This window comes from Xenorhabdus eapokensis (genome assembly GCF_001908105.1).
Genome location: NZ_MKGQ01000023.1, coordinates 36688 through 59154, shown reverse-complemented (window position 1 = coordinate 59154; position 22467 = coordinate 36688). Strand labels below are relative to the sequence as shown.

The window sequence follows — 22467 nt, the reverse complement described above, 5'->3', positions numbered from 1 at the left end:
AGGTTTTTCTCATTCCAGCAGGTCACTTATATAGGCACTTATCTTATTTGGGCGGACAGAATACAGGAAAAACAATTACGTTCAAAAAAGATTCCGAATAGGCTCTTAGATATTTCCAAGAAAGGTGTGAACGAAGAATACCTGCTGATTGATAAAAAATACCTCACGTCAGGTGCCTGGGAACTCCATGTCCGTGTCACACACGGTAACTGCCGCTGGAATCCTTTATATCGTCTTTTCCCTGTCCAAAGCCAGCGACAAAAGTCTTGTTTAATCCAATTAGGAGAGCAGTAATGGCTCTAAATTTGATGTCCCAGAATAGGAAAAAATATACCGTCCTCAATTACGACCAACTGAATGAGAAAGGGCTAAAAAAGCTGACGACCGCCCTTGCCAGTGCTGATTGTCAAATAGTAAAACTGGAGGGCGCGGAAACCGCCAGAAAGAAAGACGGTATTCCGACTAAAACCTTTTCCCTTCACACCGAAGACGGCCAGGAAATGGCAATTCAGGTCAACAATACCGGCGACATTTCAGCGGTGAAATTAAACGGGAAAATTATTCCGTTCACCTCCCCCAGCAACATTCCCGATCTGGCCCGTCAGATAGCAGCCGCCTTCAAAGCCGCAGCACCGGCCTTCGCCAGTTCATTAGCCAAAAAGTTGGCAAATGCGAACAGGGACGACGCCAAAAAGAGTAAAACACCGGCGGTGAAATCCAATGCACAACGCTTGCAGGAAGCAAAAGAAAAAGCCCATGGTTTTGAAGCCGACATTGCAAAGTTAAATCGCACCCTTTCTCAACACCAAGACACCCTGTCAAAAACAGAATCCGAATTAGAAAATACACGTACCGCTCTTAAATCAGAGCAAGCAACGACCCGAAAACTGAAAGAAGAACAGGCTCTGGTGAAAGAGAAATACTATGCTGACTAATTATTCTGTAAAAAATGCTATTCGTGTCATCGATAAAATTGATTTTATGCTCAATACGCCAACAGACACCCAGTTCAGTGAGCTTTTTAAAGGCTCCGGAGCTGATTTAATGCTGGAAAGTGTGTCACTGGATGAAATCGAACACGGCTACTTAGGCCATGAATGCGTATCAAGTGACACGGCCATGTTCGAGAGCATTACAACCACCCGAATGCGTTTATCACAAACCATGAGAGCCTTTATCCGCAAATTGAATCAGGGATTGTCAGGCACCGGCATTTTAGCCGGTACGAATGATACCGGTGACACAGAGAACGGAATGCCGTCTATTGGTGGTGCTGAAATCGGCCGTGTCCGTCGAGTCGGTAATATTCCGGTGATGGCCGCGAAAATCCCTCTGTCAGACGGACAAAGCGTTTCTGTCATTTTCCACAGCCCCACCAGCGGCAACGGACGCATCCAGAATGAGGATGTGCTCACCGCATTTCGTTTTTTGCTGAACAAACGGGATGTTTCTCACGTCGTCGCGCCGATGAACGGACGTGATATTTCACTGCCCCAAGTGTGCCAGTCACTATCAAACCTGATCGAACGCAACTCTGGTAAGTTTCAACGGCAAGCCGCCAATGCCGCCAAAATAAAAGCCGATATTGATGCAGAATTGGAGCGGGCTGACGCACTGGAACAGCAAAAAGTGGCATTAATCGAAAAATGTGATCAGTTAAAAACAAGAATAGATCACAAACAATCTGAATGCGATCAACTACGACGCCGTTTATATCAACAGATTGATATTAACGATAAGTTGCGCAATCAGTTACAGAAGATGCAGGCCGAACAAGAAAATCTAAAAACGCAAAAAAAAGATGAGAATTCCATCAGCACCCCAGCCAATGATACGGGCAAAACTGAGGACGGAACCCACGCAGTAGACAAGGCCGCGTCAGATGCGATCACCTTCCTGAAATCCGTATTAAGCCTCGAAAGTAATAATATTCAAGCACTGTCGGAAATCCGGACGCAAACCCGTGCCGCCATTGCCGCGCTCAATGCAGCCACGGTTTACGAAGAAAATTCAGGGCTGGTCACCGATGCAGTGAACCATCTGTCAGGGCTTCTGGCGGCCGTAGCCAAATCAGCAATGGCAGGGGGCAAGTAATCATGAATTTGTCCCCGCTTGAGATTCTTGACCTTCAGGATCAGCTATCAGACTTGTTAGGCCAACTGGTGACGGCTGATCCGTTAACCCAGCTGGATATCCAGGATGAAATCACCGCAATCATGAAGAAGTTAGGCTATGGTTTATCGCCAGTGCCTGAAACCTCCACAGATGATACGACACCCGATCTGGAACAGACCACCACAGAGATTCCCCAGATTGTGACAGACTATCTGGCCGGTAAATTCGTAAAACAAAATACGGATGCGTTTATTGCCACCCTTGAACACCTTGAACCCTATGTGACGACATTTATCACCATGCCCCAAGTGTGCGACGGCGCAAATATCTGGTGGGAAAAAACGGGCAAGCAGTTAGCGGCCTGATAACAACATAAGAGAGCCACTGGCACCAAACCATTCGGGTAATGAATGCTTATGACACACACTTTAGCCACTGTTCAGCAGCAGCCTAGCACAGCGATAGCAAATGCCGTCAGCAAGCCAGAATATGGCCGCGTATCCTACGTGAGCACCATCCGTGGGAATAAGGTCAAAACCGCCTTTAATATCGTGGAAGCCTCAGACCTTACCATATCCAATCATTTGAGTGGTCGGATAAACGAAGCGTACCCACAGTCACTACAACCACGGGATCGAACGTGCTTCATCAGTCAATTGCAAGTAAACGCCATTGCAAAAAATTTACAGCCAGAACAGCTTGCTGATTCAGCGTTATCCGGCGAGGGTTCCCCCATCACTGGTCGTGATCATATAGTTGAGTCAGGTAATGGACGCAGTATGGGGATTGTGAAGGCTTACGCTAGCGGGAATGCAGATGCTTACAAAGACTATCTGATCCAAAATGCCACTGAATACGGGTTAAACCGCACACTAATTGCAGACATGGAGCGTCCCGTGCTTATTCGTGTTCGTCTTGATGAAGTGGATCGCGCCCAATTCGCCAGAGACAGCAACTGGCCGGATACTCAGAATACGGATGAAAACAGGGTGACAGGATTCTTTGAAAGTGCACCAGTCGGTAATACTGGCGTTTTCAGACAGGCCAAATCGATACGAGAATTGATCCGAAACATTCGAGGTATTACAGAACGCAACAGCGGTACATTGGGCAAATGGGTTGGTCAGCAACTCAGCGAAATTATTACAGGACATGTCCCCGTCAATACCGGCCTTCAGATCATCAAATCCGTGATCGGGAAATCGAAAACGGAATTTCAGCAAAATATCCATTACATGGATTTGTTTACTGGCAGTTTTACCGAGGTATTCAACATAAAGAACACGTATGTGTTTAGGGAAGAGTTTATAAAAAAAGTTATTTTTGATGGCAAGGGCTTTGATATCAAAGCCAATATTGCCGCATATCTGTCTGCCAATACCCCAATTGATCGCTATAAGTCCGCAAATGCCTTGCTTGATTCAATCAAACCCTTCTTTGAGAAGAAGCGAGGCGACTTATTTTGTGGCTGGTCAGGCAGTATCATGATACAAATTTTATCCGATTCTTATCAATTTCCTAAATTTAATGAACTGACTAGGGACGCAAAAACAGTACCCAATGAATTAACCCTCTCGCCAGAAGCAGCGGAATCAGCTCACCAGCAAATCATTACAGCAGGTAAGGCCATGATGCCGAATTTTGATAAAGCACTTGATACTGAGCGGGCAGCTATCAGAGATACGGTCGTGACCGCCAGATTTAAAACGCAGCTGGCAGGAACGGGTTTATATGAACGAGGTGTTGATCGTATCGTCACTGCCTTGGAAAATTCACGTATGGGGTATGGGAGCTGCAACGGTGATGGATATCAGCAAGTGCTGAATTCCGTCTATGGGGGAATACGTGACAATATATCGTCATTAATCACTCCATTGCTTGAGCCAACCCATCAGCGCCTCAACGATATTGTGACTACGTTAACTGAACTGAGTCCGACAACAAAAACAGACGCAGAAACGTGGATTAAAGGTATTAAAATATCAAAGACCCTGATCAACCGTTATGATGCTCACTACGGGTCTGGGGTGTTCAAATCTGACCTGATATGGGCATATCGTCTCGCGGCTGGACGCCTTTCAACTTTAAAAGAAATCAAACTAAAAAGCTCTGGCCGATCTTCAGCCAATGAGTCAGGCACTATCTCACTGAACCCTCAGTCGCCAAGGGCAACACTTGCCCATGAATTAGGGCACCATTTTGAGTTCTCTAATCCAAAGCTCCTGGAAGTGGTCAAAATTTTTCTCGATACCCATAAAATGGACGATGGCCGACCGTCACTCATCCGGTTGAGTGATGCGACGGGAAACAATGGATTCCGGCAAGATGAAATTGCTATTCGTGATAGTCTGTCTTCTCCGTACATTGGAAAAATTTATGCCCGCAGCGGTAGGGTTGAACATATTACAGCCTCAGAAGTGTTCTCAAGTGCATTTGAATACCTCTTTGACAAAAAAAATGGGGCGGTATCTATGCTGAACAATGACGGTTTGATTGAATTTGCGATAGGCGCAATCAAGGGAGTTTACGATGGGCTATATTAATTTTTCCAAAGACAATATATCAGGGGAAATTACCTTTGAAACGGATGTCTTTGATGAGGTGAGTACTTTCACTGTGAACGGCAGTTGGAATAAATCCCAACTGGTGGCAGAGATAAACAGTCTGGTGTCTGATTTGCCTGCCCATTCAGGATTAGCAAGCTGTTCAGCGGATCAATCCAGTCCAGAAGATATCTATTCCGTATTGAATGTCATGGGATTTAATCTCTATTTGCCGTTTGAATGGGAAGAATACCTAGCGGAAATCGCACAGGAAGAAGAACAGGCTGAACATTTTGGGGTATGTTTTTAACATTCAGTATTGCAGGTTCAACAGGTCAAAAATAAAAAGGGCGATTAAAGCCCTTTTTAACCCACATGAGAGTAGCCACCCAATAGGTAACTGATGTTCAAAATTTTAACGCATCGTTAGCTGTGGTGGAAGGTATGACAGTAGAAAATATCAGGAAAAAAGACGAACCTAAATGGATCAAAGAAGGGTACAAATATATTGGTGTGCATGAAATTAAAGGTGATCAGCATCATCCCAATATTTTGCAATGGTGGAAAGATATCAAGCGCGGCGGTATTCGTGATGATGAAACACCGTGGTGTGCTGCCTATGTGGGGGCCATGTTCGAGCGTGTTGGCATTCGATCAAGCCGGTTTGAATCGGCAAGATCGTATCTTGAGTGGGGAATGCCGTTAAAAGAGCCTTATTATGGCTGTGTGGCGGTTTTCACCCGTACAGGAGGGGGACACGTAGGCTTTGTGGTTGGCGTGGCTGAGAATGGCGATTTGATGGTTTTAGGTGGTAATCAGTCCGATGAAGTGAATATCCGATCCTTTCCTCGATCCAGAGTGAGTGGTTATCGCTGGCCTATAGGTGAATCGGTAGGTTGTAGATTGCTTTCTGTCATGATCGCTAATCGATCAGAGAGTGAAGCGTAAGTAGTATTGATAAACTTATTTCGCTCATCTATAAAAATAAGATGAACGAAATAAGTTAAGTTCAGAAGTGATGTGATCAAGAGACAGGCATTAAGCGGCCTCTGTTCCGTGTTGATTCCCTTTAGTCCAGAATCAATTGGCTAGGTCTACACTCATAAAGTGCCGCTAATTTTTCCAATGTGGCTTGGCGTGGGCGGTCTGCCTTTTCAAACTGAGAAACTGCGGCTTGTTTTATGCCAAGTCTTTCGGCGACTTCTGTTTGTGACAAACCGCGATATATACGCCATGCGGCATGAAGCGTGATCTTGTTATCAACCATGATGCTAATCACTTCATGAGGAATAGTTTCATCGTCATTATTACCTTTGAGGTAAGGGATACTGACATAATCTTCATCACGATCCAGCGCTGCAAGTAAGCGTTCATACTCCGCAATAGGAAGTACGACAGCTTGCTTGTTGCCGTTTTCATCTGTAATAAACTGGATACCAGCCATAATTATCTCCAATATTGTATTGGCCCTTACGCGAATAGAGGAAAAAGCAGGCGGGAGTCCCCGCCATGCCAGTCAATATGTATTTGTTTGTCTCCGCTTAACTTCATGCACCTCTAAAATCTTTGGTTCATTACCTGAAAGCTCAAACAGAATGCGGTAATCACCCACCCTCAATCTGTATTTCGCTTTTGTTCCCTCTAATTTTTTTATATCCAAATCCACAAGCGGGAAACCAGTCAGTAGGCCAACTTTATTTTTGATTGCTTTCTGGTATCTCGTGTCGATTCGGATTAGCTGCTTGGTTGCCGCTTTCGACCAAATCACTTTGACCATCATTTCCCCTATTTTTAAAGAGCATCTCCGTTTTCAGGATGAATGAAATATAAGTCATTACACTTATAATGTCAATATAATACTTATAATTATATAAGCCTTTTTATAAGGAAATAGTAATTATAATTAGTAACTCTACAAATGAGTGCGGGTGCCATGTTCGAGCGTGTTGGCATTCGATCAAACTTTAAAACAAAACGGTGAAACCGTCTTTGCTTGTTCTTCTTTCTTTTTCTAGATCTTAAGATCATATATAGATCTTAAGATCTTTATTTTCATTTTCTTTTCTATTTCCCTTTCTTTTCTATGCTTTTAACTTACTGTTTTTAAATTAAAAGAAAGTTTATATGCGGACAGATTTACGGTGATACGTGGACAGATTTACGGTGATACGTGGACGGATTTACGGTGATGCGTGGACAGATTTACGGTGATGCGTGGACAGATTTACGGTGATACGTGGACAGATTTACGGTGGTATACGTGGACAGATTTACGGTGATACGTGGACAGATTTATTGTGGATAAAATAAGTTATCCACAGCATGAATTGATCTGCCATACTAGATTTAGTTGTTTATTAGCTATAAAAATCACATAAGTGGACAGATTTACTGTATTTAAGTATATGAAAAATAATTATTTTTACTCTCTCGTGAAATGAAGTTTATGATCCATACGAAAAAACGAGATGAAAAAATTAATTTTTAGTAATTAATTGAAAATATTTAATATTATTTTTATATGTGGACACTTTTACCAAGTGATTATATTGATTTAGATCACTTTTTTTATAGGTGGACATAATAATAATTGATGCCACATCTAGTATGTTCTAAACTCAAACCATAATTTATATAAGCAATTAATTTAGGGGGTTTGATGTCTAGCGATGTTAAGTCATCCACTCATTTAAATGTAGGCAATTCTTTGATTGTTCAAGGGAATCAGCTTATAGAAGGCTCATATGACATATCATTATCTGAAATGCGTTTACTCTATATGGCATTAAATCAGGTTGAGCCGTTGAAGCCCATGCCTCAGAAAGAGTATGTTTTAAAAGCGCGAGATTATCAGAGCCAATATGGATTGGATCTAACAAATTGCTATAAACAACTTCGTGATGCTGCTGATAGTTTGGCTAGGAAACCTATCATAACGTATGAATGGAACGAAAAAAAGAAACGAATTGATAAGGTACAAAGATTCTGGTTTGAAAAGTTAAGTTACAGCGCTAGTGAAAAAAGTGATAGCGATGTATTGGTTAAATTTTCGGGATCAGTTAGTCAATATCTATATGAATTAAAAAATGAATTTACCGCATTTAATATAGAAAATATTGCTAGATTGGATTCACCATTTTCATTTCGTCTGTACTCATGGTTGAGTAAGTATAGGAATTTAAATAAACATAAAAATGCAAATGGATTAATATCTACAGATCCATTTGAAATAGTATGGATGAAAGAAAGAGTCGGATTGATTGATTCTTATAATGATTATCGTGATTTTAAAAAAAGAGTTTTGGAGCCTGCTATAGTATCGATCAATGCAAATACTGATTTAAGTGTCACTTATGAACAAGTGAAAACAGGACGCTGGATAACTGCTATTACTTTTCACTTTATATGTGATAAAGATGGAGCCATTTCTGTTAAGCCAGCTAGACCACGTTTACCAAGACGACCTAGAGTGATAAAAGGCAGTGATGCTGAAGGAATTTGGGCTAGGAGATGTATAGAGGCTTTAAATGACTATCGTAAGAAATTAAAAAAATACGATAAAAACATGGAATTGCTTGTTGCAGATTTAACCAAACTTTTGAGTTATTATAAGATAATCGGAGATAAATTATCTGTGGAAAAAATAGACAATTTAATAGCATCAAGAAAAAAAAGAAGTAACAAGAAAAAACAATAAAGTTATATGGCTGAGTAAAATCAAGTATACCTAAATGGATAGATGGAAAAAATTAGGGCAGGATACTGCCCTAATATACGAATAAGAGTGAATTATTTCTTTTCTTCCCAGTTCTGCCATAAAAACCTCACAATAAGACCTGTTAACAAGTCTCTTTTTTTGTAATTTTTGTGCACTGGCACCTATTTTGTTTCGAACTCTATTAATAACAAACAGTGATTCAATAGACTTAGTTTTTGTTCCAGGGATATTACTACTTAATTCGCCAGACCAGATGCAATCAAAATCATCTGGAGCTGTATATTCACTAACAAAAACTATGCATTTATCAGATAACTTGCGAACCCATTCCCAAAATTCAATTGAGTCAAATGAATTCTGATACCCTGTAGTATTTACGTATGGAGGATCGCAATAAACGACAGCGCCATCTGGTATATCCAATTCCTTGTAATTGCAATGCCGCAATGTTACTCCCTCTAATTTAGTCAACTGTCGCTGAACGTTGTTGATAGCCTCTGATTGATAATCACGAAGACCTAATTTAGTCTGGGTTACTCCTGCATATCCAGCAAACCATTTACCCGCATAGCTACAATTAAACCCAACCCAACCAGTTAAATGAGGTGTTTCAGTTTTATTGTTTTTTATTTCATAATACTGTTTTCTTGATACTAATGTTGGTGGTTTCCATCCAGATAACAAAGCCTTCCACATTTCAATCAAATATTCATTGTTATCAGCAGCAATAATCATACCAGTATGAAGATTATTTATGTGACTAACCATATTCATCCCTCCTGCAAAGGGTTCAACATAAACAACATCTGTTGTTAAATGATCTAGAATGAATGGCGCAATATATTTTGCTATGCGCGCTTTACTACCCATGTATTTCAATTCATTGAATTCCATTTGAGTTCATACGTTCGTGATCGTTTAAAATTGCCAGAACTCAAATTAAACACACAATAAATTAATCTATCTCCGACAGTAGTTTTCTACGTTTCAACAAACAGATTTATGATCGCCAAAATAAGTGCGTATAACATTACGCACCGCACTCAATGGATCAAATCCTCTTTCTTTTGCGGCTGCAAAACGTGATTCCGTTTCCTGCCTTGCTTGTTCCGCTTCTTGGTCAATACGATTACGATAGGATACACTTATCCCAGTATTCTTGCTGGTGGATCGTGACTGAGAACGCGATAATAAAAACGCCTGACGTTTAGCTAGATTATTGAGTTTTTCCCTCAATGCACTACGTTCAGCCTGTTTAATATTTTCACTTTCTGCATGATCAAACGCTTTCGTTTTTGCCCGTTCAGCAAGGGCGGTTGTGTTTGTTTTTACATTGACAAAAGATTGTTTCGGCTTAACCGAAATACTCTTTTTCTTTTCTTCTTGGTCTAAAACGTTTACTTCTCTTTGTCGCTCATTTTGATCGGGGATACCGTGTTCATTTTGATCGGGGGGGAAGGATATTAGCGACTTAAACTTGTTCTGAAATACGCCAGCAATGCAGCTGATGATTTTGCGAATGTCCTTACGCGCAAGCCCTTTTATCGCCTGTATGCAATCGAGTGCAACACTCAAAAATGAATCTGTAAATTTGTATTCTGTGGCTTGCTGACCTGCATCGGGATCAAACACATAGGTTTTAGTCAAGATCCCTGCGGATACTGCTTTATTTAAGTTACGACGGACTGTCGCAATGGAAGTCCCACATTCTATGCTCAGATTGCGTTTCGTTTTGTAGATCTTGTATTCGGATGTCGATGAGGCAACTCCAGAAACAATAGATAAAATTTGTTTGGCTGGGCGGGAAAGAATATCAACCGGTAAGTAATTGATAACAAGGCTAAGGCCATAGCCTGAAATTTGCCCGTTCTTCTTGATGTATGGATTGCGTGAGTTTATAATGTCCCTTGTAATTTGCATATTTTGTTTCCAATAAAATATTCATTGTTTTCTTGTTTGCAGCAAGAAAGCATCATCCTAAGGGTGAAAAGAAGAGCGTCAGTGTAGTGAACTGGCGCTTTTTTTTGCCTATCAGTGTTTAACCGGACTTTAATACAGGCAAGCCTGCATCGCGGAGCGATCCTACACGCGATCCTATTATTAGATCAATATAACAATAAAAATTATTTTAGATATTTTTATTGTTTCTTTATTTAATTCATTGTTTTTTATGAGTTATTTTAACGTTTTATGCAATTTTTGTTTAGATATTTTTATATACCATGTTTGAGAGGTTAATAACTTGCTTGACTTAAATCCTTGGTAAAGAGTATCTTAGAAAAGCAGTAGTAAATCCTACTGTCGAGAGTGGAGCCTCGATAATCATTGTAGAGACACAGACGCGGACGCGTTTTTTTTGTGTCAGTGTTTGCGCATACCAAAATTATGGTGGGCGGGACGGAGCAACCGTAAAGGTTGGCCGGGTTCTACAATGGCCGGTAGCTCCAAACTCCGTTCAGCTCACCGCCAATCAGAGATTGGAGCCTCTATGGTGGTGAATTTTTTTACCATTGTAGAGAAATTTCTATCATGATTGATAATCATTGTGCCTATTTGTGCCCAAAATCCTACAAATTTCTATTTTGTGCACAACCGCGTAATATCAAGATATTCTTCCTGGAACGGATAAGCGTAATCGCTGAATCATTAGATGACGCCAAACGTATCATTGCGCCTCATTATATTGCTTACTATGCCGGTCATATTCCTATTTGGCATGATGTTTAAAATAGGGAAATATGGGCGAGTAAAGCACTCAAACGTGTATTGAACAACAATCACTTCTCTTATCGCTATTCTAAGAAAGCCTAAAAACCAACTTTACTGATTGGTTTTTAGGCTTTTGTTCAAAACGGATGAAATATCTTGAATTGGCAAAATAAGTTTATGACTAAAATCGATAAGATCAAGTTTTGTCATAAAAATATATAATTACCAGCACAACATGAGGCGAGGTATTCGGAATTTAGCTAAATTTCGGCGGTTTTGCGGTCTTTAACGAAAAAATAGGAGCTTGGCTGAGTGAGGAGGCAGATCGCTCATGCGGGGCGGACTGATAGCCCGTTCTCTGGCCTAACGGTAGCCGATCAAAATCCACTTGACCGACAGACTCGAAAATTGCTTCAACCACTTGTAAATCCCCTTCCGTTTCCATGCTTAACATGGCCTGTTTTTGTTCCTCAGAAAGAAACATCGGCAGTTTATTGATAGCGGATTGCAGATAATGCTGGCGAAGTGTCTCTTTGCGCTGGACGGCTTCCAACATCGCATGTTGCGCTTTGATTTTCTGGTTGAGTTCTAATAAATGGCCGGATAGCACTAATAACTCGCCCTCAGCAGTCTGGGCGCGGTTGACTGACTCGATCATTATGTCGCGCTCCCGCATTTTTTCAAAATGCTCAGAGAGATTAATGGCCGCACTTTCGGTGAACCCTGAGTTAATGAATGCCTGAACAATATGGCTTTGCCTGTCTGAAACGGATTCTGACATCATGATTTCACGATCAAGGCTGATATAGTTAGGGGTTGTGACATAATCGAAGCCATAAAAACTGCGTACAACGGATTTCCAAGGGCTGTCTGACCCGCCAGTGACCCAACTCCACCCACCAGCACGTGAGCGTTCCATACCTTGAACAATGCGTCCTGTATCCGTGTCTAAAATTTCTTGGGAATGGCTCACAATGCCGGAATCATCAATACTGACAGCGACCGTTCGGTTAGACGGTACATTGTCTAAAGCAACCGGCTTGCCTTCGACCATAATAATACTGGTTTCGGGTAATCGGAGTTCTCCCGTGCGCTTATAATATTCCTCACGCCGACCGTGGCCATAAAAGCCGAACAATTCCCCTAATGCTATCCGTTCCTTAACTTCTTTGCTTTCCAGTGAGGCTTTTACAGAGCTGAGGACATAGTTTCGGGCATTCTGCGGAGTATGTTTTCGTATGTTATCAATCACCGAAAAACGGTCAGTGACGGTCAATAATTTATTCATATTTTTCCTTAAACATTGGCACGAAGGTGATTCAGTTAGTCATAAATTTAAAGAGGGTTTTCAGTTCTTCATGGCTCATGGACTCGATGTCAAGTCCAGCGCCGGTGAGGGGGGCGGACTCCATCATGTCGTTGTCTTCTTTATCGTCCTGAGTGGCTTTGAATTCCTTAATCATAGCCTGCGCTGTACCAGGATCGATTTCCATTGTGTCGGCCAGGGTGTACTGCATGAAAGTGTCCGAACCACTCATTTTGGGATTATTGAGCAAGGCATCGACCACAGTCACCACTTGAGCGGAATAATTGGCGCGGCTGTCTAGTTCGCGGTTTCGCTGTTCCTGAATGGCCGTATTCAGGGAGTTAAAGGTGATCTGATAGGGGCGGTCATTGGGCGGAAAAACCTTGCCGTATTTGAATGCGCAATGAATATCAATGATGCGATAGATAGCCTCGGTACACCCATGTCGTATCCAGTCACTGCGCTCAGCTGCACTGCTTGAGGTTTGCTGCCATCCTCCTTCACCCAATCCACCACTCATCTGATCCGCCCAGCCTAGCATGGTGGCATCGATACCCAGTGAGGCGGCCAGCTGGCGCAAGTGAAACATCACATCTTCTATGCCGTTGATATCGGCCGGTATGGTTTGGGTATCAATCACAATGCCGCCTTTCCCGTCACTCATCACGGGGATCACATGGTTCATGACGGTAGGAAGGGCGTTTCCGTTCATCATGCGGCGCTGGATTTCGACCGCGTTGCGTTTTAACCCCTGTGTCACGGCGCGTGTGTAGCTGGCGGCTTGTACCGGATCAAGGGTATTGGTTGTCAGGGCAACGAGACGGTCAATTTTGGCCGCGTTATTTCGGGTGGCTTTTAGCGCTTTCAGGGCATCACACAGATTCACAAAGGCTTCATAGGAATGTTCAAGAAAACTGGCACCGTAATTTTGGGTTTCTCTGAGTGGTGATTCATCGATTGAAGCCAGCAGGCTGAACCCCTTACTGCCATAAATAATTGGCCTATGGTCATAACTGGGCACCCAGGTGGGGAGTTTCATGGCAATGAGATCCCAGGGTTGCGCCATGACGCGCTGATACGTCTCTGGATGCAGTAAAAACTCACCAGTGAATCCGGCCAGCTGACCGCCGCGCACAAATTCCTGAACAAAATGGGGCAGGGTATGGTAATTGCTTTCCAGGGCAATGATGCCTTTTCCTTTTTCCGCATAGGGTCGGATATAGGACGTACCAAACACCGTCATAATGCGCGCCCAGTTCGGTAAATTGGCATTGATTAATGTCCCCAGATCGCCTTGCAATGCTTTACATTGCGCACTGAGGGTTTTGTCAGAGGTGTCTTTGGGTTCAATCGTAATAATGGAACGGGATTTTTTATCTATGCTGAGCGCATTGGATATGTGAATGTTCAGCGCTGCCGCCACGGTGGGGGATTTTGCCATCATGCCTAAAAGGGCATATTTAGACAGCCGTTCTTCAGGCAGTTGAGCACTGGCCTTGATCTCGTCACCGGTGGCGGTGAACACATCGGCATCGTCATGTTTATTAGGATAGAGCGCCATTCCTGAGCGAGAAACGATAGCGCCATTACTACCTGCGATAGGGACGCCATGTAAGTCATCATGTTCAGAATGCGCGGGAAGTAACTTGCGCAGGATGTCTATGGGAGACCACGACGTTTTGGATTTCACTGTTATTACCCGCCAGTCATAAATTAAAGGTTTACTAGAATCGCCAATTCTAATAAACCTTTATTTAGGGACGTGAACCTTGGGCGAGAAATTAACCTCAACACAAAACGGAACATCATTGTTTCTAGGTGTGACCAGCATTGCTGAACTGATTAGCGTGATCCGTTCGGCCTCATTGACAAGATCGCCGGCCGTCTTTGGCGTCACCAAAACAGCGGGTGTTAGCATTGAAAGAACACGCAAGCAAGCTAATGCCGATGCCATTGCTTTGCTTGATTCACTTCCGCCTGATTTTGACGGCTATCAACTCACGGATGCGCAGCGCCAGACGCTGGCAGGCTACACGGGATTAGGGGGAATTGGCGGTTCTGAGTATGAATATTACACCCCTCAGCACGTGGCCGCTGGCATGTGGGAGATGATGAAAGCCTATGGTGCGGATACCGGCAACATGCTTGAACCTTCAGCGGCGACCGGTGTATTTCAGGAAACGAAACCCAAAGGTGTTATCTGTACCTCGACAGAAATCAGTGAAATTTCCGGCCGGATTAACCAGTTGTTACACCCTGAAGATCAGGTGTCTATTTCCCCGTTTGAAAAACTCGCCGCCAACACGCCTGATGATTACTTTGATAGCTGTCTGGGTAACGTGCCCTTTGGTGCCAGCAGGGGGGGATTTGCTAATCTCGATCCGGAGTATTCAGACGTTAAGAATGTAGGTGTGTATTTTGTTCTGCGTATCCTAGATAAAATTAAGCCGAACGGATTGGCCTGTATTGTGGTGCCCTATGGGATGACCAGCGGAAAAACGTACACCAAATTACGTGAACAGGTTTCACGTAAAGCGGAATTTCTGGGGGCGCACCGTCTGCCGTCAGGCACCTTTGAAGAGAACGGCACCGCAACTGCCGTTGATATCTGGGTGCTGAGAAAACACCCCGTTGATCTGGCTGAAAAAATTCTGATTGCCGATGAGCCTGTGCTTAAATCCGCTAATGTATTGTGGGAAACGTATCTTGCTGGCAAGTGGTTTGAACGGGAAGGGCGAAAATTCCAGCACGGTGAGTCCAGCATTGAAGGTAGCGGGAAATTTAAGCGGCTGGTGGTGAAAAATGACCAGATCACTGCCAGCGAGATGAAACGTAATCTTGCCCATAAGTTTGATTCACGCATTGATTGGAACGCGCTTAACCTGATAGCGCCGGAATTATCCCCAATGGCGGAGGGCGAAAAACGATTTATCAATGGCCGTTGGTATCAGATGGAGTCGGGTCGCTTGGTGTATGATGCGGGCGCAAAGGTCACTAAACTGAATCCAGATCGTTACGGTGTCACCAGCTATGGCGAGTTATCGGATCGTCTCTCGACAACGGAAGGGTTACTGAGCCTCACGTTTGAGCAAGTGTCAGCGATTGCCACCAACTACCCTGAAACCCTTTCCCCAGAATACCGCGCGATTATCACCTTTTCTCGGACACAATCGCCTTCCGCGCGTGAAAAGACGTATCGCGGCTCCCTCATTGGGAAGCGCATTGCGTTGATGCAGGATCTGATCGCATCCGGTACGGCGGGCGACAAGCTGGAAACGGTGCGGACTCAGGTCGAAAACCTTATCAAAAGTGAGTTAGCACGGGGCGCTAATCCCCACAGTGGGCGGCGTGTCACGGTATCCGGTACGGGAGCCGCAGACTGGCTCAAATTTAAGGCCAGTGTGACCAAAGGCGGTCAGCTGTCTGACCTGATACAAGGGACGCTGGATGTCGGTGTTAAGGATGGTCACGACAGCACCGATCCGGAAGCGGTGATCCGGCACCTGTTTAGCCAAATTGATTTAGATCCGGTGACGTTAACTGAATTTCGTGCCCATTACACGGGGGCGTTACCGCCGGATGATGAGGCGTTACTGGAATGGCTTGCCAGTAAAGACGGGGTAGCGATTTCCGCTGACGGTAATATTTTACCGATGGACAGAGCCACCAGCGGGGATATTGGGTTGATGAACAGCCAGATTCTGGCCGTCTTACCCCATACCCGTGACGGAGCCGTGAAAGAAAATTATCTGCGCCAGCTGGTGGAAATCAAAAACAAACGCAAATGGACCGAAGTCGATAACATCTCATTTTCGTTAAATTCGCGTTGGATGGATCGCCGCCTGATTCTGGAATTTTTACAGGAGCAAGGCTATGACGCTCTGAAGTACATCGAAAAAGTCGAGGTTGAGGACGGTCAGTTAATTTCCGATCTGGCTTATCGCGGTAAGCATGGGGTTTTCACGGGCTATCGTTACAAGACCGTGATAACCATAGACAAAGAAACCGGCGAAAAAACACCCCAATACAAACGCGTCAGAGGCAAAGACGGGTTTGCTGACCAGCTTGAAAATTATCTTAACGGTATCAAGCCACGCGGACAGAACGAGGCCGTGTATCTGGAACGGATCAAACGGCTGGAAGAGGATTTTAATGTCTGGATTAAGCAGCATGATGAAGTGGATAATTTGGTTCAACAGTATAACGATGCGTTCAATGCCTATATCCCGTATGAGCATTCCGCAGCCAGCCTGAATCTCAGCGGGATTTCAGGTAAACGCACGCCATTTGGTTATCAAAATGCCGAAGTCAGACGGCTGTCGGAAGATGGCAGGGGCATACTGGGCTTTGGGACGGGACTGGGGAAGACCACCACCGCTCTGGCTCTGGAAGCCTACAACTTCGAAAATGGCCGCAGCAAACGCACGCCGATTGTGGTGCCGAAAGCGGTGCTGGAAAACTTTTATCATGAAGCCCAGTTGTTCTATAGCAAAGAGGCACTGAAAGGCTTTCTGTTTGTCGGCCTCGATGAGCTGTTTGATGATGAGGGTAATCACCGTCAGGTGCCGGTACTGGATGAGAACGGTCAGCCGGTGGTGGATAAGAAAACCGGCAAGCCGGTCTACCGTAACGGTATCAAAATTGCCAGCAGTGAAACCATTAAGGAGCGAATGAACCAGATCCCGCAATCCAATTACCGTGCGGTGGTCATGACCAAAGAGCAGTATGCGGCTATCCCGCTGAGGGAAGAGACGATCACGGACAATGCCTATGATTTGCTGTTTGCTCACGCCGAAGCCGGCCGCGTAAATCTGGATGGTCAAAAGCACAAGGATGCGCAAAAGAAAAACCGCATCTTGGCCGATGGCAGTAACACCGGCAGTCAGAAAAAGCAGGATTACCCCTATTTTGAAGACATGGGATTTGATAACGCGATTATAGATGAAGGCCATAACTACCGTAACAGTTATTCTGCCGGACGTGAGGCGTCTATGCTGGCCTATTTGCCGACATCGGCAATGGCAAAATCAGCCCGTGATATGGCGGTGAAAAATGCGTATCTGATGAAGAATAATAATGGCCGTGGGGCGGTCATGCTGACGGCTACGCCGCTGGTTAACAGTCCGATTGATGCCTTCAATATGCTGTCTCATGTCATCCCAATGGAGGAATGGCAACGCATGGGGATCTACACACCGGATGATTTCGTGAAGGTGTTCGGGATGACCGAATCCGTGCAGGTACAAAAAATATCGGGTGAGATTGAAGCGAAATTAGGCTTGGTCGGCTTTCAGAATCTGGACGGATTACGTGGCCTTTTCCATCGCTGGGCGACATTAAAAGACGCGAAGGATGTTTCCAACGAAGTCGCTGTCCCAACGGTAGATCCCCGCACTGAATCGGTGCCGATGACGGAATATCAGCAGGCTGTTTATGAAGAACTCCGGCAGCGGGCTGATGCGTTATCTAAAGGCGACAAGCCCACCGATTCTATCTTCTCGATTATCAGGGACATGGACAGGGTGTGTACTGATCCGGATTTGTACAATCGCACTATTACATTCCGCTTTGATCATGCTCACCTGAATGCAGTGAAAGCGTTGCGCGATGATTTGCCGCGCAGTGTCACCGATACGGATGAAGATGAAGATGAAACAATCACGGCCAATTCAGAGGCCATAGTGCGGTCAGAGGGAAAATTTGTTTCTTTGGTCGTTTCTGAACTCTATGAAAAGGACGTGATTAATCGTTTGGCTCTGTTTGGGTTGAGTGAAGATGACATTACGCATCCTATTCCGCCCAAATATTCGAAGTTAATTGCTAACCTGAAAAAGTGCATGGCGGGGGGCGGTAAGCAGATCATCTTTTCGGATGAAAAAACCCAGCATGAAAAACTGCGCCGTATCATTGCCCAAGCGTTAGGCATGAAGCGAGAGGAAATCGGTATTTTGAACGCCACAACGGTGACACAGGCGGCAAAATCCAACTCTAAGAAGCTAAAAAAGGTCAAACGTCCGGCAGAGCCGAGAGAAGACGCGACACCCGACCAGCTTGATAAATATTATGAGCAAAAAGCGGCTTTCGATGAGTATGTGGCCGCGCAGAACGAAATTTCATTGGGGGGGATAGAAAAGATTGCCGCCGATTACAACGAAGGCCGAACCCCGATTATCATTTGTAATAAGAAGGCGGAAGTGGGGATTAACCTGCATATTGGCACCACGGCGATGCACCATTTAACGTTGCCTTGGACACCGGCTTCACTGAATCAACGCAACGGGCGCGGGGCACGAGTGGGTTCCAGCGTTGCTCGTGTGGAAGCGTATTATTATTGTGGTCAGGGGTCATTTGATGAGTTTCGTCTGGATACGCTGGAACGCAAGGCCAACTGGATCAAGGAGATTCTGACATCGGATGCCGCAATCATGGCAAATGCCGATGCCAACAATGCGGAGGAAATGCGCTTACTGTTAGCCGCCGATCCGGAAGAGCGTGAACGTGTTCGCCGTGAGCAAATCGAAAAAGCGGAAGCACTCGCAAAGGACAAAGCCAAGCAACGCGCCGAGATTGATCTTGCTAATTATCTGAAGGCGAAACACGCCAGCAAAGGGGACCCTCAGTCGGTTGAAAAGACCATCAATGATTATCAAGCAAAAATTGATGACGCGAAAAGGCTGTTGAAGAGTGAAAATTACCAGTCACCGGAATCTCAAAAAAACCTCAAAGTAGAGATTGCCAAATACACGGATGCCATCACCAAGCAGGAACGTTTATTAGTGCGTATGCGTAAATCTGAAAGTTTGATCAAGCGATTACGGCCAGAGATTAAACACGCCATTGATGCTGGTTATCTTGATGTGGAGCCGGATATCTTAGAGCACGGTTCTGAGTATTATATGGCAAAAGATAAGCGCGTGTTCCGTATCGGTCGGGTTTACTATTGCCGAATGCGACGTAGTCAGTATTCTTCTTTTTTTTCTAAGTTTTTGGTACGGATAAAGGCAATAGATATAGATATTGATATCAGTACTGCCACTGTAGATCAGTTGTGGAGTGATGCCGCTGAAGGTGAACTTAAGAATGATGTTCCTATTCTAGTCACGTCTTTAGAGGAAGAGGCTGATTTTTCGGAAAGTGAGCTGGAGTTAAAAACGTGGATGTTTGGTGGGGTAAGTATTGAAGATGTCGCATCGCGTCTTAACCGACAACAATTTTATTCTTACCTTAAATCTGGCGAATTGATGTTGAAAGATTATGATGTGTTTTACAGAGAAGGTAATGGCTTTAACGCCTATAAGTTGTCGAGAGTGCATTCAAGCTGGTTGAAAGAGAATGCGGATCATATTGTTTATCCTGATTCCAACGATGATGTGTTGAAAACAAAAGTGGCAGAGCATTACCGAAATAGAACCCTTGGTTCTAGGTCTACAGGATTAGGATTTTTAACCGCCTTGTTTGGCTCGGACTATATAACGGCAATCGGCAGCTATGGTGAAACGGCCAGCCGGTCATTGATTACTGAACTGGTTGCAGAATATATATCGAATAAGTTAAGCAATTACGGCGGTGAGAGGGCGAATATGTTAGGATCTGGGGCGGATCAATTACGGAATTTTTTAGAAACCGGACAGTATGATGCCCGTCATTTCATTAAAAATGCTTTTGATTATCGAGGGTTTTCTGCCCCCAGCCGATACAGAAATACGGCTGATTTTGACAGAGAGTTTGATGAACAATGTCAGGTGATTGTGGCACGTATCAACGATGCCGTCGCCATGCAGGGTAAAGCAGAAGCCCGTAAAGAATATCGGGTGTTTAAATCCGCTTTAAATTCGAATCTAGCTACAGTGGTAGAACGCGCTCAAGGATTTCCGAGCCATCGAAGTTTCGATGCAAATTATTCACAAAACGATGGGATATTTGCAACGGATTTCGCCAATCTTTTTGCTGATGCTGTTGCTTTGGGCATTATTGAAGAGCATGACATTACGGAGTCACTTTTCTTGAATATTCAGCAACGAAATGAATTGATGGAATCGATTAATCAGGGATATAAGAAAGTGCGTTATGGTATCGGACGCTGGGATGAAATCAAGGTAAAAGCTGGCCTGATCTCTCAGGAGGATGTGGATAAAGCCAACGCTGAAAAAGCCCAAATAGAAAAAGAAGCCCAGAAAATGCGAGCAGCGCGGTTGGAAAACAATATTGTAGTGAAAACAAACAGCACTGCTATTCGAGGTGGTAAGGGCGCAAACCGCTATGACTACGCGCCTGATGGCTGTTATTGCTTGAACGATATTCGAGGCAAAGACGGCGCACTGTTTGAGGCAAAAGATGCTCTGAAAGCAGATTTTAACGCAAAATACTACAATGGTCGTAATCCGAGTGATGAGTTAGCCGGTAGCTGGTGGCTGATTTCGAAAACGTATGCACTTGATGATATCTTATCGGTCATTCAGCGGCATGAATAATTACTATTTTAGGAACTGCGCCCTGCGAGGGCGCTTTAAAATCAATGACGACATTAATTGACACTATTCAGCCCTCAGAGGCCTATCTGGAAACCGTACTGGCCGAGGCTGTCGGGACAAAAACAGAAAAAGAGTATGTTGCGTTTTATATTAAAAACCTGATTACCCGATTAAAGGCTGAACCCCGATTGTATCGTTCTTTTGGGGCGTGGTGGCCGAGCATGAAATCACTGATTATCGCTCAGGGAGAGAAGGCCTTTGGTGTGCTCGTTGATATGGATGTGGCCGCTATTTATACCATGAGTCGTCCCGCATTGATGGTGGTGGCTGCGCATCTCTATTCGAATGAACGCTTTAAGAATGGGTTAATTTATTCGGCGGATCATCTCCTTGATGTGAATGATGAGTCTGATGATACGGACTCTTTTCTGTGGTTTAGCAACGATGAGGATATGGAAGTGCTTATCCAGTCGAGGGGGATATGATGAGAAATACCCAGAATGCCAGGAAAAAAAGATATTACACACTGGATGAATTGAAGGAAATTGCAGAGAAACGCGGGTATCTTCTCGATTTTAATCTCATTCTTGAGGTGTTTGAGCTTAAAGACAAGAAATGCAATAGCCGATGGTGTTGGATTGTCCGACCATCCAACGGAAACAAGGTTAAACGAGTCAGGGAATGCACGATGAGAGAATGGAATCAGTTGTTTGCTTTTAATATCGCCCGTTTAGAGGAAGAAGTTAAGAGTACAACTACTGAGAACTCACTGAAAAGTTAGATATTTATTGAACTTTGATAATAAGCAGGTTAAATATTTTTAATAAAAAATATTTTAGACTTTTTTAATATAATGATTATTCAGTGATATTGCGTAATTCTGTGCCAAGGCGAGTTATGCAATATAAACGCAAATTCGACGATTTACCATGTAGAAAAAGGAATTAAATTCTCTTATCACCGTGAAAAGGTAACGAATTGATTAGCATTGGAATGGTTTTTTTGGAGTGAGAATGCTTAGGGCTTCTGAAGAATGGTATAGCGACTACTGCAAAAGGACAAAGAAGAAAGGGCAAATCACGAAGGGTAAAAAGCTCACAATCAATAACAATACGGCAATAAATTGGGATAAACAGAACGATAAATCTTACTCACCTCATGCAACCGCCTTAGAACGACTGTCAAAAAACCCCGAATTGCTGAAAGGCAACCATGAGCACTACGCACAGGTACGCTTTTTTTATCACTGTGAGATGAATACTCCTGATATCTATAAACGATTACATTCGACGCCTAACGGGGGATTACGGCATAAAAAAACCGGTGAGCATCTTAGGGCTGAAGGGCAACGCAAAGGGTATCCTGACGTGTCGTTAGATTTAGCCAAGGGGAATTATCACGGGATGCGTCTTGAGTTTAAACATGGGGCTAATAAACCGTCTGAAGAGCAAAAACAATGGCTGAATACGTTATCTGAGGATGGTTTTTACTGCGTTGTTGTCTATGGCGAACATGAAGCCATAGACGCCGTAACGCAATATTGGTGTCTGGCGTCTGGGGTATCACTGCCCGCCCATAAAAATGATCATTTGTGGAAGGTGTAAA

Annotated in this window: 17 protein-coding genes and 2 pseudogenes; 13 read left to right on the top strand and 6 right to left on the bottom strand. The window is 44.0% G+C overall.

Annotated elements, in window-relative coordinates:
• The 7 genes and pseudogenes from Xedl_RS14365 to Xedl_RS14335 all read left to right on the top strand — a co-directional run.
• Positions 1-294 (top strand): annotated as a pseudogene (locus tag Xedl_RS14365) (hypothetical protein); the annotation flags it as partial.
• Positions 294-935, top strand: coding sequence for a defense against restriction DarA-related protein (locus Xedl_RS14360; RefSeq protein ID WP_083600347.1), 642 nt, complete (start codon positions 294-296; stop codon positions 933-935). The pseudogene Xedl_RS14365 and the gene Xedl_RS14360, both read left to right, overlap by 1 nt.
• Positions 925-2094: an antirestriction phage head protein DarA gene (darA, locus tag Xedl_RS14355; RefSeq protein WP_074024514.1), complete on the top strand. Its 1170-nt coding sequence runs from the start codon at positions 925-927 to the stop codon at positions 2092-2094. The genes Xedl_RS14360 and darA overlap by 11 nt, the downstream gene beginning before the upstream one ends.
• Positions 2095-2096: 2 nt before the next feature.
• Positions 2097-2480 (top strand): hypothetical protein, encoded by a 384-nt coding sequence (locus tag Xedl_RS14350; RefSeq protein ID WP_074024513.1) that lies wholly within the window; start codon positions 2097-2099, stop codon positions 2478-2480.
• 96 nt (positions 2481-2576) lie between these two features.
• A pseudogene (locus tag Xedl_RS37520) lies at positions 2577-3086 on the top strand (hypothetical protein); the annotation flags it as partial.
• Positions 3087-4644: 1558 nt separating this feature from the next.
• Positions 4645-4968: a hypothetical protein gene (locus tag Xedl_RS14340; protein WP_074024511.1), complete on the top strand. Its 324-nt coding sequence runs from the start codon at positions 4645-4647 to the stop codon at positions 4966-4968.
• 134 nt (positions 4969-5102) lie between these two features.
• The gene (locus Xedl_RS14335) at positions 5103-5606 is read left to right on the top strand and encodes a TIGR02594 family protein (RefSeq protein WP_074024510.1); all 504 of its coding nucleotides are present in this window, start codon (positions 5103-5105) and stop codon (positions 5604-5606) included.
• Positions 5607-5727: 121 nt separating this feature from the next.
• On the opposite strand, the gene Xedl_RS14330 is transcribed toward Xedl_RS14335, so the two are convergent.
• Both Xedl_RS14330 and Xedl_RS14325 read right to left on the bottom strand, forming a co-directional pair.
• Positions 5728-6102, bottom strand: coding sequence for a helix-turn-helix domain-containing protein (locus Xedl_RS14330; protein ID WP_074024509.1), 375 nt, complete (start codon positions 6100-6102; stop codon positions 5728-5730).
• A 72-nt stretch (positions 6103-6174) separates the two neighbouring features.
• Positions 6175-6435 carry a type II toxin-antitoxin system RelE family toxin gene (locus Xedl_RS14325; protein ID WP_074024508.1) on the bottom strand — a complete coding sequence of 87 codons (261 nt, stop codon included), beginning with the start codon at positions 6433-6435 and terminating at the stop codon, positions 6175-6177.
• Positions 6436-7317: 882 nt separating this feature from the next.
• Between Xedl_RS14325 and Xedl_RS14320 the strand changes: the two genes are divergently transcribed.
• The gene (locus Xedl_RS14320; RefSeq protein ID WP_074024507.1) at positions 7318-8355 is read left to right on the top strand and encodes a replication initiation protein; all 1038 of its coding nucleotides are present in this window, start codon (positions 7318-7320) and stop codon (positions 8353-8355) included.
• A 30-nt stretch (positions 8356-8385) separates the two neighbouring features.
• Here the strand turns inward: Xedl_RS14320 and Xedl_RS14315 are convergent, their stop codons facing one another.
• Both Xedl_RS14315 and Xedl_RS14310 read right to left on the bottom strand, forming a co-directional pair.
• On the bottom strand, positions 8386-9270 hold the full coding sequence (locus tag Xedl_RS14315) for a DNA adenine methylase (protein WP_074024506.1): 885 nt from the start codon (positions 9268-9270) through the stop codon (positions 8386-8388).
• A 93-nt stretch (positions 9271-9363) separates the two neighbouring features.
• Positions 9364-10296, bottom strand: a complete 933-nt coding sequence (locus tag Xedl_RS14310; protein ID WP_074024505.1) for a hypothetical protein — start codon at positions 10294-10296, stop codon at positions 9364-9366.
• Between the two features lie 609 nt (positions 10297-10905).
• Between Xedl_RS14310 and Xedl_RS14305 the strand changes: the two genes are divergently transcribed.
• Positions 10906-11103: a hypothetical protein gene (locus tag Xedl_RS14305; RefSeq protein WP_074024504.1), complete on the top strand. Its 198-nt coding sequence runs from the start codon at positions 10906-10908 to the stop codon at positions 11101-11103.
• A gap of 238 nt (positions 11104-11341) precedes the next feature.
• On the opposite strand, the gene Xedl_RS14300 is transcribed toward Xedl_RS14305, so the two are convergent.
• Together Xedl_RS14300 and Xedl_RS25790 are read right to left on the bottom strand one after the other, a co-directional pair.
• Entirely contained in the window at positions 11342-12373 is a 1032-nt protein-coding gene (locus tag Xedl_RS14300) for a hypothetical protein (RefSeq protein WP_074024503.1), read from the bottom strand.
• A 31-nt stretch (positions 12374-12404) separates the two neighbouring features.
• Entirely contained in the window at positions 12405-14081 is a 1677-nt protein-coding gene (locus Xedl_RS25790; RefSeq protein WP_074024502.1) for a phage portal protein, read from the bottom strand.
• A gap of 157 nt (positions 14082-14238) precedes the next feature.
• On the opposite strand from Xedl_RS25790, the gene Xedl_RS14290 reads away from it, so the two are divergent.
• From Xedl_RS14290 to Xedl_RS14275, 4 genes are all read left to right on the top strand, one after another.
• Positions 14239-20862, top strand: coding sequence for an N-6 DNA methylase (locus tag Xedl_RS14290; protein WP_074024517.1), 6624 nt, complete (start codon positions 14239-14241; stop codon positions 20860-20862).
• A 44-nt stretch (positions 20863-20906) separates the two neighbouring features.
• On the top strand, positions 20907-21347 hold the full coding sequence (locus Xedl_RS14285; RefSeq protein ID WP_074024501.1) for a hypothetical protein: 441 nt from the start codon (positions 20907-20909) through the stop codon (positions 21345-21347).
• Positions 21344-21643, top strand: a complete 300-nt coding sequence (locus Xedl_RS14280; protein ID WP_143187447.1) for a hypothetical protein — start codon at positions 21344-21346, stop codon at positions 21641-21643. Before Xedl_RS14285 ends, Xedl_RS14280 begins: the two co-directional genes overlap by 4 nt.
• Before the next feature lie 232 nt (positions 21644-21875).
• Positions 21876-22466, top strand: a complete 591-nt coding sequence (locus Xedl_RS14275) for a PDDEXK family nuclease (RefSeq protein WP_074024499.1) — start codon at positions 21876-21878, stop codon at positions 22464-22466.
• The last annotated feature ends 1 nt before the right edge of the window (position 22467 follow it).

Coding starts and splice junctions, on each gene's coding strand:
- Xedl_RS14300 (WP_074024503.1), bottom strand. CDS start 12,373: ATGAATAAATTATTGACCGTCACTGACCGTTTTTCGGTGATTGATAAC.
- Xedl_RS14285 (WP_074024501.1), top strand. CDS start 20,907: ATGACGACATTAATTGACACTATTCAGCCCTCAGAGGCCTATCTGGAA.
- Xedl_RS14275 (WP_074024499.1), top strand. CDS start 21,876: ATGCTTAGGGCTTCTGAAGAATGGTATAGCGACTACTGCAAAAGGACA.
- darA (WP_074024514.1), top strand. CDS start 925: ATGCTGACTAATTATTCTGTAAAAAATGCTATTCGTGTCATCGATAAA.
- Xedl_RS14305 (WP_074024504.1), top strand. CDS start 10,906: ATGATTGATAATCATTGTGCCTATTTGTGCCCAAAATCCTACAAATTT.
- Xedl_RS14350 (WP_074024513.1), top strand. CDS start 2,097: ATGAATTTGTCCCCGCTTGAGATTCTTGACCTTCAGGATCAGCTATCA.
- Xedl_RS14340 (WP_074024511.1), top strand. CDS start 4,645: ATGGGCTATATTAATTTTTCCAAAGACAATATATCAGGGGAAATTACC.
- Xedl_RS14325 (WP_074024508.1), bottom strand. CDS start 6,435: ATGGTCAAAGTGATTTGGTCGAAAGCGGCAACCAAGCAGCTAATCCGA.
- Xedl_RS14335 (WP_074024510.1), top strand. CDS start 5,103: ATGACAGTAGAAAATATCAGGAAAAAAGACGAACCTAAATGGATCAAA.
- Xedl_RS14310 (WP_074024505.1), bottom strand. CDS start 10,296: ATGCAAATTACAAGGGACATTATAAACTCACGCAATCCATACATCAAG.
- Xedl_RS14360 (WP_083600347.1), top strand. CDS start 294: ATGGCTCTAAATTTGATGTCCCAGAATAGGAAAAAATATACCGTCCTC.
- Xedl_RS14320 (WP_074024507.1), top strand. CDS start 7,318: ATGTCTAGCGATGTTAAGTCATCCACTCATTTAAATGTAGGCAATTCT.
- Xedl_RS14330 (WP_074024509.1), bottom strand. CDS start 6,102: ATGGCTGGTATCCAGTTTATTACAGATGAAAACGGCAACAAGCAAGCT.
- Xedl_RS14280 (WP_143187447.1), top strand. CDS start 21,344: ATGATGAGAAATACCCAGAATGCCAGGAAAAAAAGATATTACACACTG.
- Xedl_RS14315 (WP_074024506.1), bottom strand. CDS start 9,270: ATGGAATTCAATGAATTGAAATACATGGGTAGTAAAGCGCGCATAGCA.